At 72.0% G+C, this 12,173-nt stretch carries 13 protein-coding genes; 9 read left to right on the forward strand and 4 right to left on the reverse strand.

Annotated elements, in window-relative coordinates; all coding sequences use genetic code 11:
* Positions 1–325: 325 nt before the first annotated feature.
* A complete protein-coding gene (locus QF034_RS27245; protein WP_307177406.1) occupies positions 326–934 on the forward strand; it encodes a TetR/AcrR family transcriptional regulator in 609 nt (202 codons plus the stop codon).
* A gap of 7 nt (positions 935–941) precedes the next feature.
* Here QF034_RS27245 and QF034_RS27250 read toward each other — a convergent pair whose 3' ends face one another.
* The 4 genes from QF034_RS27250 to QF034_RS27265 form a co-directional block, all read right to left on the reverse strand.
* A complete protein-coding gene (locus tag QF034_RS27250) occupies positions 942–1,265 on the reverse strand; it encodes a DMT family transporter (RefSeq protein ID WP_010047612.1) in 324 nt (107 codons plus the stop codon).
* A gap of 151 nt (positions 1,266–1,416) precedes the next feature.
* Entirely contained in the window at positions 1,417–2,427 is a 1,011-nt protein-coding gene (gene rsgA, locus QF034_RS27255) for a ribosome small subunit-dependent GTPase A (protein ID WP_307177407.1), read from the reverse strand.
* A gap of 17 nt (positions 2,428–2,444) precedes the next feature.
* Positions 2,445–3,785: a 3-phosphoshikimate 1-carboxyvinyltransferase gene (gene aroA, locus QF034_RS27260; protein WP_307177408.1), complete on the reverse strand. Its 1,341-nt coding sequence runs from the start codon at positions 3,783–3,785 to the stop codon at positions 2,445–2,447.
* Between the two features lie 110 nt (positions 3,786–3,895).
* Positions 3,896–4,618: a M50 family metallopeptidase gene (locus QF034_RS27265; RefSeq protein ID WP_307177409.1), complete on the reverse strand. Its 723-nt coding sequence runs from the start codon at positions 4,616–4,618 to the stop codon at positions 3,896–3,898.
* A 50-nt stretch (positions 4,619–4,668) separates the two neighbouring features.
* On the opposite strand from QF034_RS27265, the gene QF034_RS27270 reads away from it, so the two are divergent.
* The 8 genes from QF034_RS27270 (at position 4,669) to def (ending at position 11,948) form a co-directional block, all read left to right on the forward strand.
* Positions 4,669–5,484, forward strand: coding sequence for an SOS response-associated peptidase (locus QF034_RS27270; RefSeq protein ID WP_307177410.1), 816 nt, complete (start codon positions 4,669–4,671; stop codon positions 5,482–5,484).
* A gap of 10 nt (positions 5,485–5,494) precedes the next feature.
* A complete protein-coding gene (locus tag QF034_RS27275; RefSeq protein WP_370880966.1) occupies positions 5,495–6,151 on the forward strand; it encodes an alpha/beta hydrolase family protein in 657 nt (218 codons plus the stop codon).
* Positions 6,152–6,407: 256 nt separating this feature from the next.
* Complete coding sequence (sigR, locus tag QF034_RS27280) at positions 6,408–7,094, forward strand: RNA polymerase sigma factor SigR (protein WP_086846661.1); 687 nt, start codon at positions 6,408–6,410, stop codon at positions 7,092–7,094.
* Positions 7,091–7,402, forward strand: a complete 312-nt coding sequence (gene rsrA, locus QF034_RS27285) for a mycothiol system anti-sigma-R factor (protein WP_033314427.1) — start codon at positions 7,091–7,093, stop codon at positions 7,400–7,402. Before sigR ends, rsrA begins: the two co-directional genes overlap by 4 nt.
* A gap of 152 nt (positions 7,403–7,554) precedes the next feature.
* Positions 7,555–8,886 (forward strand): HD-GYP domain-containing protein, encoded by a 1,332-nt coding sequence (locus tag QF034_RS27290; protein ID WP_307177412.1) that lies wholly within the window; start codon positions 7,555–7,557, stop codon positions 8,884–8,886.
* Positions 8,883–10,130 (forward strand): HD-GYP domain-containing protein, encoded by a 1,248-nt coding sequence (locus QF034_RS27295; RefSeq protein WP_307177413.1) that lies wholly within the window; start codon positions 8,883–8,885, stop codon positions 10,128–10,130. Before QF034_RS27290 ends, QF034_RS27295 begins: the two co-directional genes overlap by 4 nt.
* Before the next feature lie 117 nt (positions 10,131–10,247).
* Positions 10,248–11,228 (forward strand): tetratricopeptide repeat protein, encoded by a 981-nt coding sequence (locus tag QF034_RS27300; RefSeq protein WP_307179983.1) that lies wholly within the window; start codon positions 10,248–10,250, stop codon positions 11,226–11,228.
* A 69-nt stretch (positions 11,229–11,297) separates the two neighbouring features.
* Complete coding sequence (gene def / locus QF034_RS27305; RefSeq protein ID WP_307177414.1) at positions 11,298–11,948, forward strand: peptide deformylase; 651 nt, start codon at positions 11,298–11,300, stop codon at positions 11,946–11,948.
* Positions 11,949–12,173 lie beyond the last annotated feature (225 nt).

A 12,173-nucleotide genomic window follows, 5' to 3' on the forward strand; every position in this document is an offset into this window, starting at 1 on the left:
GGGTGCCGCCCCAAGCGGCACGACTGCCCGCAGCGGCGGCAGGTTGCCCGCAGTGGCGGCAGGTTGCCCCGGCGCGAAGGGCGCCGCTGCGCCCGGCAGGGCCGGCCCGAGCGGCACGGCTGCCCGCAGTGGCGGCCGGTGGCCCCGGCGGCAGGTTGCCCGCAACGGCGCCCCGGTGGCCCCGGCCGCACAGCCGCCCGCAGCCAGGCCGATCGCACCCGCGCAGGTCGGCTCAAAGGCGACCCCGCGTGCTCTCGTGAACCCTTGACAGGGGTGTGGTGCGCGTCAAATCTGGGCGCAGAGCCGCTCGCCCCAAGGGGAGGCGATGATGCCTGCAGCGCGGGAATCTCTACTGGACGCCGCTTACACGGCGCTGGCGCGCCGGCCGTGGTCCGCCGTGCGGATGGTGGACGTGGCCGCGGCGGCAGGGGTGTCCCGGCAGACGCTGTACAACGAATTCGGCAGCAAGGACGGGCTCGCCCGGGCGCTCGTGAGGCGAGAGGCCGACGGGTATCTCGCCGGGGTCGACCGTGCGCTCACCGGGCACAGCGACCCGCGCGAGCGGCTCACCGCCACCGCAGAGTGGACCACCTCGGCGGCCCGGGAGAACGCCCTCGTCCGTGCCATGCTCACCGGCTGCTGGGGCGAACGGCTGCCGTCCCCGGCCCTGTCGGCCGTGCGCTCCACCTCCGCCGTACCGGCCCAGCGCCGCGCCGACGGCCCGCTGCCCTCGCCCGGCGAGTTCGTCACCCTCGTCCGCGACCGTGCCGTCATCGCCCTGGCAGGACCTGGCACCCCCAAGTCCGACACCGCCGACCTGGCCCGCTCCTGCGAACTCGCCGTCCGGCTCGCCCTGTCCTGCGTGGCCGCGCCTCCCGGCGAGGGCGGCGTCGCCGGACTGGTCCGCAGCGCCCTTCAGCGGCAGACGGGCTGACGGGACGTCAGTGCGACGAACCCGACAACTGAAGCCCGATCACACCGATGATGACGAGGCTGATCGACACGATCTTCAGCGTCGACACCAGGTCGCCCAGGAACACCATGCCGTAGATCGCCGTGCCCGCCGCGCCGATGCCGGTCCACACGGCGTAGGCGGGACCCACGTCGAGTTTCTTCAGCGACAGGGTCAGCAGACCGAAGCTGCCGAGGGCGAAGATGCAGAACGCGACCGTCGGCCAGAGCCGGGTGAAACCGTGCGACAGCTTCAGGCACACGGCGAAGCCGGTCTCCAGCAACCCCGCCACTATGACCAGCAGCCACGCCATGAGTCGTTCCTCCCGTATCCCACGTTCAGCGACCGCTCAGTCAGTTTGGGCATGTTCGCCAGATTCTTCAGATTCTGGTCGGTCTTGCCTGCATCCGGCTTGGTGCGATTATGCACTTACCGTCCGCACGCCATGACAAACAACGCGGAGGTCAGTCGCCTTCCTTGCGCTCCCGCGTGGCCAGCATTCGCCGCAGCGAGTACAGCCGCGCCGGATCCGCGTGCCCCTCGGCCACCCACGCGTCCAGCGCGCAGTCGGGCTCGTCGTGGCTGCACGCGCGCGGGCACCCCTCGGTGCCCGGCTCCAGGTCGGGGAAGGCATGGATGACCTGGGACGGGTCGACGTGGTGCAGGCCGAAGGACCGCAGGCCCGGCGTGTCGATCACCCAGCCGTCGCTGCCCGACAGGGGCAGCGCCAGTGCCGAGGTGGTGGTGTGCCGGCCACGGCCCGTCACCGCGTTCACATGCCCGGTCGTACGGCGCTGCTCCTGAGGCACCAGCGAATTGACCAGCGTCGTCTTGCCGACACCGGAGTGGCCGACGAACGCGGTGATCTTGCCGTCGAGCTGCTCCCGTACGCGGGCGACGGCGGAGCCGTTCTGGAGTTCCTCACGGCTGGTGACGACGTAGGGGATGTCGAGGTGGCCGTACAGCTCCAGCAGCTTGTCGGGCGGGGCGAGGTCCGACTTGGTCAGGACCAGCAGCGGGTCCAGGCCGCCGGCGTAGGCCGCGACCAGGCAGCGGTCGATCAGCCGCGGGCGGGGCTCCGGGTCGGCCAGGGCGGTGACGACGGCCAGCTGGTCGGCGTTGGCGACGACCACGCGCTCGTACGGGTCGTCGTCGTCCGCCGTGCGGCGCAGCACGGACGTGCGCTCCTCGATGCGGACGATCCTCGCGAGCGTGTCCTTCTTGCCGGACATGTCGCCGACGAGCGCCACGCGGTCGCCGACCACCGCCGCTTTGCGGCCCAGCTCCCGGGCCTTCATCGCCATGACCACACGGTCCTCGACGAGGCAGGTCAGGCGGCCTCGGTCGACGGTGAGGACGAGGCCCTCGGCGGCGTCCTCGTGCTTGGGCCGGATGTTCGTCCGGGGCCGGGTGTTCCGGCGGCCGGGACGGGTGCGGATGTCGTCCTCGTCGGTGTGCTTGCCGTAGCGGCGCATGACCTGATCCCCGCGTCCTACGCCCCGAGCATCCCGGTCCACAGGTCGGGGAAGTCGGGCAGGGTCTTGGCCGTCGTCGCCACGTTCTCGATCTGCACGCCCTCCACGGCGAGACCGATGATCGCGCCGGCCGTGGCCATGCGGTGGTCGTCGTAGGTGTGGAAGATCCCGCCGTGCAGCCGGCGCGGGCGGATGTGCAGGCCGTCGGCGGTCTCCGTGACGTCACCGCCGAGTTCGTTGATCTCCTTGGTCAGCGCGGCCAGGCGGTCCGTCTCGTGCAGCCGCAGGTGCGCCACGCCACGCAGGGTCGACGGGGAGTCCGCGAGGGCCGCGACCGCCGCGACGCCCGGCGTCAGCTCGCCGACCTCGCTCAGGTCGACGTCGATGCCGTGGACCGAGCCGGAGCCGGTGAACACGAGCCCGAACTCGGTCAGTTCGCAGGAGCCGCCCATCTCGGTGAAGATCTCGCGCAGCCGGTCACCGGGCTGGGTGGTGCGGGCCGGCCAGTCCGGGATGACGACCTTGCCGCCGGTCACCAGCGCCGCCGCCAGGAACGGCTGGGCGTTGGACAGGTCCGGCTCGATGATCAGGTCCCGGCCGAGCAGGGCACCCGGCGTGACCCGCCAGACGTTCGGCTCGCCGCCCGACTCGGGCGTGTCCACCTGGGCGCCGACCGCGCGCAGCATGTCGACGGTCATGCGGATGTGCGGCATGGAGGGCAGCGTGGCGCCGGTGTGGCGGACCTCGACGCCCTGGTTGAAGCGCGGGCCGGACAGCAGCAGGGCGCTCACGAACTGCGACGAGGAGGACGCGTCGATCTCCACCGGGCCGCCGTCCAGGGCGCCGCTGCCGTGCACGGTCAACGGCAGCGCGCCACGGCCGTCGTCGTCGATCCGGGCACCGAGCAGCCGCAGCGCGTCGATGACGCCGTTCAGGGGACGCTCGTACGAGCGGGGATCGCCGTTGAAGCGGACGGGGCCGTCGGCGAGCGCGGCGACCGGAGGCAGGAACCGCATCACCGTGCCGGCGTTGCCGACGTCGACGGTGGCCGGGCCGCGCAGGCTCGTGGGGAGCACGCGCCAGGCCTCGCCCGTGCCGTCGGGGCCGCCCGCGACGGAGGAGCTGGACGACACCGTTTCCTCGATCTCGATGCCCATGGCGCGCAGCGCGCCGGCCATCAGCAGGGTGTCGCGGGAGCGCAGGGGGCGGCGCAGCCAGCCCGGTTCGGACGCGAGGGAGGCGAGAACCAGGGCGCGGTTGGTGACCGACTTGGACCCGGGCACGTGGACCGTCGCGTCGACGGCTCCGCTCGCGTGCGGGGCGGGCCAAAGGGCGGTGTCTGCGGTGTTCGGGGCCATGGCTTCACTTTATAAGGAGCAGTGGTCCGGGTGCGGCGCCGCGGGGGCCGGTCGGGCCCACGCGGCTCAGCCGCACATCGGCACAACCCCGCGTCCCTCAGGTCGGCCGGTCACAGCTCCAGCAGCCAGCGCCCCCCGCCGATCAGCGAGCACAGCGACACCGCGTGGAACAGAAACAGCCACAACCCCGCCGGCACATGCGTCAGCCGCGACAGCTGGTCCGCGTCCGAGTCCCCCGCCCCGCCCCGCGACCGCTTGGCCTGGAGCTCGAACGCCGGACGCACCCCGCCGACCAGCAGGAACCACACCACCACGTACGCGAACGCCGCCTGGACCTGAGGGCCGGCCAGCCAGGACACCAGGACGAACAGGCCGCCGGTGACGATCATGGTGAGGGCGCCGTACGCGTTGCGGATCATCACGAGCATGGCCAGCAGCAGGGCCGTGGCCAGCCACAGCAGCAGCGTGATGCGGCCGGAGCCCAGCAGGGCCGCGCCGCCGAGGCCCAGCAGGGGCGGGGCGGTGTAGCCGGAGGCCGCGGTGAGGATCATGCCGATGCCGTACGGCTTGCCGCGGCTGACGGTCAGGCCGCTGGTGTCCGAGTGCAGCCGTATGCCGGTGAGGGTGCGGCCGCTGAGCAGCGCCACGAGCCCGTGGCCGCCCTCGTGGGCGATGGTGATGGCGTTGCGGGAGATGCGCCACAGGCCGTGCGGGACCACCACGGCGAGCGCGGCCACCAGGGCAGCGATCACGACCCACAGGTCGGGGTCGGGCTGGGTGCCGGAGACCTCGTCCCAGAGGGAGGCGAGCGAGGCGGTTGCGGTGCTGTCCATGTGCGGCGTTGGCTCCCTGTGGGCGGATGGAATCTGGCAGTGTGGCACGTATGTGCGGACGGTATGCAGCCAGTCGTAGGCCAGAGGATCTCGCAGGAGTCTTCGAGATCGAGAAGTGGGAGCCCGAGGAGACTCTGGAGCCCGACTACAACGTGGCGCCCACCAAAGAGGTCTACGCCGTCCTCGACCGCCCTCTGAAAGACGCCGACGACCCGCGCCCGGTTCGGCAGCTGCGCACGCTGAAGTGGGGGCTCGTCCCCTCCTGGTCGAAGACTCCCGAGGGCGGCGCCCGGATGATCAACGCCCGGGCGGAGACCGTCCACGAGAAGCCGTCCTACCGCCGCGCCTTCACCTCCCGGCGCTGCATCCTGCCCGCCGACGGCTACTACGAGTGGGTCACCGGCACGCAGGAGCGCGAGCTGGAGGTCGGGGGCAAGAAGAAGCGGCCCCGCAAGCAGCCCTACTTCGTCACCCCGGCGGACGGGTCGGTCTTCGCGATGGCCGGCCTGTACGAGTTCTGGCGGGACAAGACGCTGCCGGACGACCACCCGCAGGCCTGGTGGGTGACGTGCTCCGTCATCACCACCGAGGCCGAGACGAGCCCGCTGGCGGTGTCCCCGGCGGACGGGCCGCGCGCCCTGGCCGAGATTCACCCCCGGATGCCGCTGATGCTGACGCCCGACCGCTGGGACGCCTGGCTGGACCCGTCCCGCACGGACGCCGACGAGCTGCGCGAGCTGCTCGCCCCGCCGCCCGCCGGGCTGATGCGCGCCTACCCCGTCACCACCGCCGTCAGCAACGTCCGCAACAACGGCCCGGAGCTGCTGAAGGAGCTGGAAGGGTCCGAAGAGGGCACACTCTTCTGACGTGACCAACGTGACGAAAGGGTCCGACGCGACCACAGAGACAGTCGAGACCGTCGAGACCGAAGCCGGCCCCGCCCGTATCACCTGGCACAAGGCGAAGAAGGCCCGGCTCGTGCTCGCCGTCAGCCACGGCGCCGGCGGCGGCATCGAGGCCCGCGACCTGAAGGCCCTGGCCGCCGTCCTGCCCGCCCACGGCGTCACCGTGGCCCGGGTGGAGCAGCCCTGGCGGGTGGCCGGGAAGAAGCTGGCGCCCGCGCCCAGGACGCTGGACACCGGGTGGCGGGGCATCTGGCCCGCACTGGCCGGGCCCGGACTGCCGGTGGTGTCCGGCGGCCGCAGCGCCGGAGCCCGGGTCGCCTGCCGTACCGCCACGGAACTCGGCGCCCACGCGGTCCTCGCCCTCAGCTTCCCCCTCCACCCACCCGGCAAGCCCGAGAAGTCCCGCGCCGCCGAGCTGCTGGGCTCCGGGGTGCCCACCCTGGTCGTCCAGGGCGGGAACGACCCCTTCGGGAAGCCCGGGGAGTTCCCCGAGGGGCCGTACGAACTCGTCGAGGTGCCGTACGGCGATCACGGCTTCGCCGTCCCCAAGCGCGCGGAGATCACGCAGGAGGAGGCAGTGGCGGTCATCACGGACGCGGTCGTGGAGTGGACCGGGTCACTCGGGTGAAGCTCCGGGAATGCCGGGGCGGCGAGCACTGTTGTGCGGGACGTACGTGCTGGAGACCAGCACCGACGCCGTAGGAGAGGAAGTCCGCCGCATGGGTTCGATCTACTGCCCGAGCCGCAGCAGCCGCGCCGACCTGGACTGGACGGTGCTGCACGCGGCCAAGACCGCGCCTATTCGGGCGGCGGGCGGACCGGATCGTCGTCTATCCTCCGATTCGGGTGAGACCGGTCTCGGTCTCACGAGAACACTGGAGGAGGTGGGTCCGGTCACAGGGACCGACGCAGGGACCGAACACGGCCAGGCGGAGCAGCCCGAGGGCCAGGGCGGCACGGGCGCGGAGACGGCCGCGGAGCGCAACGCGCGCTTCGAGCGGGACGCGCTCGAGTTCCTCGACCAGATGTACTCGGCCGCGCTGCGTATGACGCGCAACCCGGCCGACGCCGAGGACCTGGTGCAGGAGACGTACGCGAAGGCGTACGCGTCCTTCCACCAGTTCCGCGAGGGCACCAATCTCAAGGCGTGGCTGTACCGGATCCTCACGAACACCTTCATCAACTCGTACCGCAAGAAGCAGCGGGAACCGCAGCGCTCGGCGGCCGAGGAGATCGAGGACTGGCAGCTCGCCCGCGCCGAGTCGCACATGTCGACGGGTCTGCGCTCCGCGGAGTCGCAGGCGCTCGACCACCTGCCCGACTCGGACGTGAAGCAAGCGCTCCAGGCGATCCCCGAGGAGTTCCGTATCGCCGTCTATCTGGCGGACGTCGAGGGCTTTGCCTACAAGGAGATCGCCGACATCATGGGGACACCCATCGGTACGGTGATGTCCCGGCTGCACCGGGGCCGCCGTCAGCTGCGCGGCATGCTGGAGGACTACGCCCGTGACCGCGGGATGGTCCCGGCCGGCGCCGGAGAGTCGAACGAAGCGAAAGGCTCGGGGTCATGAGCTGCGGAGAGCCGCACGAGACGGATTGCAGCGAAATCCTCGATCATCTCTACGAGTTCCTCGACCGTGAGATGCCGGACTCGGACTGCGTGAAGTTCGAGCACCACTTCGAGGAGTGCTCGCCCTGCCTCGAGAAGTACGGGCTCGAGCAGGCCGTGAAGAAGCTGGTCAAGCGCTGCTGCGGGCATGACGACGTGCCGGGCGATCTCCGCGACAAGGTCATGGGGCGGATCGAGCTGATCCGCTCCGGCCAGGCCGTCCCGGAGCAGGACGTCACGGCCTCGCCGGCCACGCCGCAGGAGTCCTGACACTTCCGCGCTTTTCAACTACCCCGCCTTCGAGGGGGTAGTCATCCTCGAACGCATCACTCGAACGTGCGAATCCGCGGGTTATCGGCCCGCGGAGCCCCCCACCGCCGTCCTAGGCTCCGGGCCTGACGGACATGGCCGGGGGAGGGCTCATGGAAGCGGTACCGGTGCGGGCACGTGCGTATGTCGCCTGTGTCGTCCTCGCCGCCCTTCTCTGTCTGCTGCCGCTGCCGGGCGTCCGTACGCCCTGGTGGGCCGTGCTGCTGCTCGCCGCGTTGTACGCGGGCTGCGAGCGCGTCGCCCGGTCCCGGTTCGTCGGGATCTCCCATCCGGCCGGGACCTTCTATCCCGTGCTGCTCGCCGGTGCCTTCCTGCTGCCCGCGCCCGCCGCCGCCCTGGTGGCCGTGCCCGGTGCTCTGCTCTCGCACGTGGAACAGCGGCCCGTGGCGCTGCGGCGGGTGTGGCGGGCCGCCCAGCACGTCCTCGGCGTGTGGGCCGCGGCCCGGGTGCACTGGGCGCTCGGCGGGCGGGACGCGGTCGTCGCGGGCGACATGCCCTACGCGCTCGGGCCGGCCGGGGCGGCCGTGCTGGCGTTCTGCCTGGTGCTCGCGCTGCTGGACGGCGGGATCCTGGCCGTGGCCGAGCGGGTGCCGGTGCGGCGGGCCTGGCGGGGACTGGTGGCGCGCTCCCTCGCGCCCATCGCCGTGCACGGGCTGGCCGGGCTGATGATGGCCGTGCTGTGGCGCAGTCCGTACGGTCCCGTGGCCGCGCTGCTCGTGCTGCTGCCGATGTGCGTCTCCTGGTGGGCCTTCGCGCAGTACCACCGGGAACGGGCCGCCCACCAGGCGACCATCCGGGCGCTGGTCCAGGCCGTCGACATCAAGGACGGGTACACGCGCGGGCACAGTGAGCGCGTCGGACAGGCCTCCATGATGATCGCGCGCGAGCTGGGCATGGGCGACGAGCGCGTCGAGGTGCTCCGGTTCGCCGGGATCCTGCACGACGTCGGCAAGCTCGGCGTCCCCACCAGGCTGCTCAGGAAGGACGGGCCGCTGACGCCCGAGGAGCGGCGGGTGATCGAGCTGCACCCCGAGTACGGGCACGAGATGGTGCGCGGCATCGGCTTCCTCGGGGAGGCCCGCGCCGCCGTACTGCACCACCACGAACGGCTGGACGGCACCGGGTACCCCTACGGCCTGGTGGGCAGTCAGATCCCGGAATCCGCACGCGTCGTGGCCGTCGCGGACGCCTTCGACGCCATGACCTCCACCCGGAGCTACAGCAGGGCCCGGCCCGTGGCGGTCGCCCTGGCGGAGCTGAAGCGGTGCTCCGGCAGCCAGTTCGACCCGGTGATGGTCGCGGCCCTCGTGGAGGCCGTCGGCCGGGCCGGATGGCGTCCCGCCGTGACCGCCGACGACGTCCGCCCGCCCCGGATTCCGCCGCCCGGCGCACCCGTCTCCAGCCCGCCGGGGGCACACCGGTGAGCGCGTACCGCCCGCCGCCGCTCTTCACCCTCGTCCACGCCTGTGCCGCCCTCCTCGCCACCGGCTCCCTCGCCGTCACCCTCTACGACGGGCTGGAGGAACGCCGGGTCGCCCTCGCCTTCGGCGTCCTCGTCACCGTCGGGGAGCTCGCCCGGCGCAACGGGGCGCAGGTCAGGGAGCCGGCGCCGCTCGGGGCCGCCGCGGCCCTGTCGTACGCGCTGCTCGGCGAGGCCGGCGGGCGGGCCACGCACCACGGCCTCGCCCAGGTCGTCGCCGTCGTGCTGGCCGGCTCGCTGCTCGGCAGCGTGCCGCACGTGGCGCGCGGACAGGGGCCCACGCTCGACCATCTGGCGCGCCGGGTGCTCACCGTCGGGTTCGTCGCCGTCTGCTTCCAGCCCCCGTACAACCGGGGCATGTTCGACGACTGGGGCGGTCCCGCCTACGCGCTGCTGCTGCTCGCGCTGCTGTCCCTGACCGCGCTGTGCGACGCGGTGCTCGCCGCCGCGCTGGCGCACTCCCGCACCGGCTGGCCCTTCGGGCCGGTGCTGCGGGACGAGCTGCGGGCCGTGTGCGGCATCGGCTCCGCCGTCATCGCGACCGGGGCGGTGATGGCCCTGGCGGTCGCCGTCGTGGGGCTGTGGGCACTGCCCGTCTTCTCCGTGCCGCTGCTGCTCGCCCAGATGTCGTTCCGCCGGTACGCCGCCGTCCGGGCGACCTACCGGCAGACCATCGCCTCCCTCGCCCGGGCCACGGAGGTCGCCGGGTACACCCCGGCCGGGCACGCCCGCCGCGTCGCCGCGCTCAGTCAGGCGGTGGGACGTGACCTGGGTCTCACCGAGCCCGAGCTGGCCGTGCTGGAGTACGCCGCGCTCATGCACGACATCGGCCAGCTGAGCCTCGTCGACCCGGTGCCGGCGGGCGCCACCGCCGGCCTGCCCGCCGCGGAACAGCGGCGGATCGCGCTGCTCGGCGGGGCCGTCGTACGGCAGACGGGTGTCGACGAGGCGGTCGCCGTGGTCGTGGAGCGGCAGGCCGACCCCGCTGCGGAGCAGCCGCTCGCCGCGCGGATCGTCCGGGCCGTGAACGCGTACGAGGAGAAGTCCCGGGAAGGTGGCCTGGGCGGACCGCTGACGGCGCTGGAGGAACTCCGGCTCGCCACCGCCGGGGAGTACGCCCCGGAGGTGGTGGAATCGCTGGCCCGGGTACTGGCAAGGAGCAGTCTGACCTTGCCCGTGACGGGGTAACCCATGGGTAATGAGCGCCCCGGAGGCCGTACGTGGTTGGATGCGAAGAAGAAGGTGTCCGGGGGCTCGAAACACAGCTACGGCCAGCCCACCGCACGGAACTGGCAGGCGGGAATCGTGAGGATCTTCGGCAAGGGACGGCACCGGCCCTCCGCCTCCTGGCGGCAGGCCACAGACCGGGCGTTCACTCTCATCGGCGATGGCCGGTACGAGGACGCAGGCGCACTGTTGACACGTGCCGCCGATCTGGAGCCCTGGCTGTCCGAGTCGTGGTTCAACCTCGCCCTGCTGCACAAGTTCCGGCACGACTGGGAGCAGGCGCGGGCGGCGGGCCTCAGGGCCGTGGCGCTGCTCGACCGGGACACCGGCGCGCCCGACTGGTGGAACGTGGGCATCGCCGCGACCGCCCTGCAGGACTGGCCGCTGGCCCGGCGCGCCTGGCAGGCCTACGGGCTGCGGGTGCCGGGAGCGGCCAACGACCCCGGTGAGCCCGTCGGCATGGACCTCGGCAGCGCGGCCGTACGGCTGTCCCCGGAGGGGGAGGCCGAGGTCGTGTGGGGGCGGCGGCTGGATCCCGCGCGGATCGAGGTGCTGTCCATTCCGCTGCCGTCGTCGGGGCGGCGCTGGGGTGAGGTCGTCCTGCACGACGGTGTGCCGCACGGGGAGCGGACCACGGCCGTGGGGCACACGTACCCGGTGTTCGACGAGATCGAGCTGTGGGCGCCGTCGCCGGTGCCGACCTGGGTCGTGCTGCTGGAGGCGGCGACCGAGGCGGACCGGGACGCGCTGGAGCAGCTTGCGGCGGATGCCGGGTTCGCCGCGGAGGACTGGTCCTCTTCGGTGCGGTTGCTGTGCCGGATGTGTTCCGAGTCACGAATGCCGTCCGACGAGGGCGACGGGGAGCATCTCGATCCGCATGATCACAGTGAGCCGGGGCATCCCGGGCCGCTGGGGCATCGGACGGACGGGCAGCTGTGGGTTCCCGAGCGGGAGTGCGGGTTGGCTGCTCCGGCTTCGCTGGTCCGGGGGTTGCTGGACGGGTGGGTGGCCGACAGTCCGGACTCCCGGGACTGGCGGGATCTCGAAGAGGTCTGCTAGGTCCTGCGTCCCCCGTACCCTGTATCAGCATCCCAGCTTGGATTTGTTCAGGAAGGCGTACGTAACGTCATGGCTCAGCAGGACACCGATCAGCAGCGCGCGGGCGTGCTCCCCGTCGATGACGAGGGGTACGTGATCGACACGGAGGACTGCGAGGAGCGCGAGGCGGCCTGGCGGGAGCGGGGGACCTCACGGCCGATCACGGTGGTCGGGAACCCGGTGCTGCACAAGGAGTGCAAGGACGTCACCGACTTCGGCGACGAGCTCCAGCAGCTGGTGGCGGACATGTTCGCCTCGCAGCGCACCGCCGAGGGTGTGGGCCTGGCCGCCAACCAGATCGGCGTCGACCTGAAGGTCTTCGTCTACGACTGCCCGGACGACGAGGGAGTCCGGCACACCGGCGTCGTCTGCAACCCCAAGCTCCTCGAACTGCCTGCCGAGAAGCGCCGGCTGGACGACAGCAACGAGGGCTGCCTGTCGGTGCCGACCGCGTACGCGCCGCTCGCCCGGCCCGACTACGCCGAGGTGACCGGGCAGGACGAGAAGGGCAATCCGATCCGGGTGCGCGGCACCGGATACTTCGCTCGGTGTTTGCAGCACGAGACCGACCACCTGTACGGGTACCTGTACATCGACCGCCTCTCGAAGCGCGAACGCAAGGACGCGCTGCGGCAGATGGCCGAGAACGAGCCCCGCTACCCGGTCGTCGCGAACGACTGAGACCTCACGATCACCAGGCGCACGGCGTCTGTTCGGGATTCCCGCCCTGAACAGGCGCCGTTCGTCTGTGCCGTTCGCTTGTCCGTCGCACGTTCGATCGCTTCTGCTCTCCTGGTGATCCGGCACCAGTCACACAACGGGAGGTTCCCGGCACTGTGGGGTAGTGAATGAAGCAAATACGTTCCCAGAAGGGTCAGTTGTAGTGCTGAATGGAGGGAGCGGGGT

Origin of the sequence: Streptomyces africanus, assembly GCF_030816955.1 — a bacterium.
Taxonomy (GTDB): domain Bacteria; phylum Actinomycetota; class Actinomycetes; order Streptomycetales; family Streptomycetaceae; genus Streptomyces; species Streptomyces africanus.

What these genes read in the sequence shown, in the direction of transcription:
- QF034_RS27245 (WP_307177406.1), top strand. Translation starts at nt 326, where the DNA reads ATGATGCCTGCAGCGCGGGAATCTCTACTGGACGCCGCTTACACGGCG.
- QF034_RS27250 (WP_010047612.1), bottom strand. Translation starts at nt 1,265, where the DNA reads ATGGCGTGGCTGCTGGTCATAGTGGCGGGGTTGCTGGAGACCGGCTTC.
- rsgA (WP_307177407.1), bottom strand. Translation starts at nt 2,427, where the DNA reads ATGCGCCGCTACGGCAAGCACACCGACGAGGACGACATCCGCACCCGT.
- aroA (WP_307177408.1), bottom strand. Translation starts at nt 3,785, where the DNA reads ATGGCCCCGAACACCGCAGACACCGCCCTTTGGCCCGCCCCGCACGCG.
- QF034_RS27265 (WP_307177409.1), bottom strand. Translation starts at nt 4,618, where the DNA reads ATGGACAGCACCGCAACCGCCTCGCTCGCCTCCCTCTGGGACGAGGTC.
- QF034_RS27270 (WP_307177410.1), top strand. Translation starts at nt 4,669, where the DNA reads ATGTGCGGACGGTATGCAGCCAGTCGTAGGCCAGAGGATCTCGCAGGA.
- rsrA (WP_033314427.1), top strand. Translation starts at nt 7,091, where the DNA reads ATGAGCTGCGGAGAGCCGCACGAGACGGATTGCAGCGAAATCCTCGAT.
- QF034_RS27290 (WP_307177412.1), top strand. Translation starts at nt 7,555, where the DNA reads ATGGAAGCGGTACCGGTGCGGGCACGTGCGTATGTCGCCTGTGTCGTC.
- def (WP_307177414.1), top strand. Translation starts at nt 11,298, where the DNA reads ATGGCTCAGCAGGACACCGATCAGCAGCGCGCGGGCGTGCTCCCCGTC.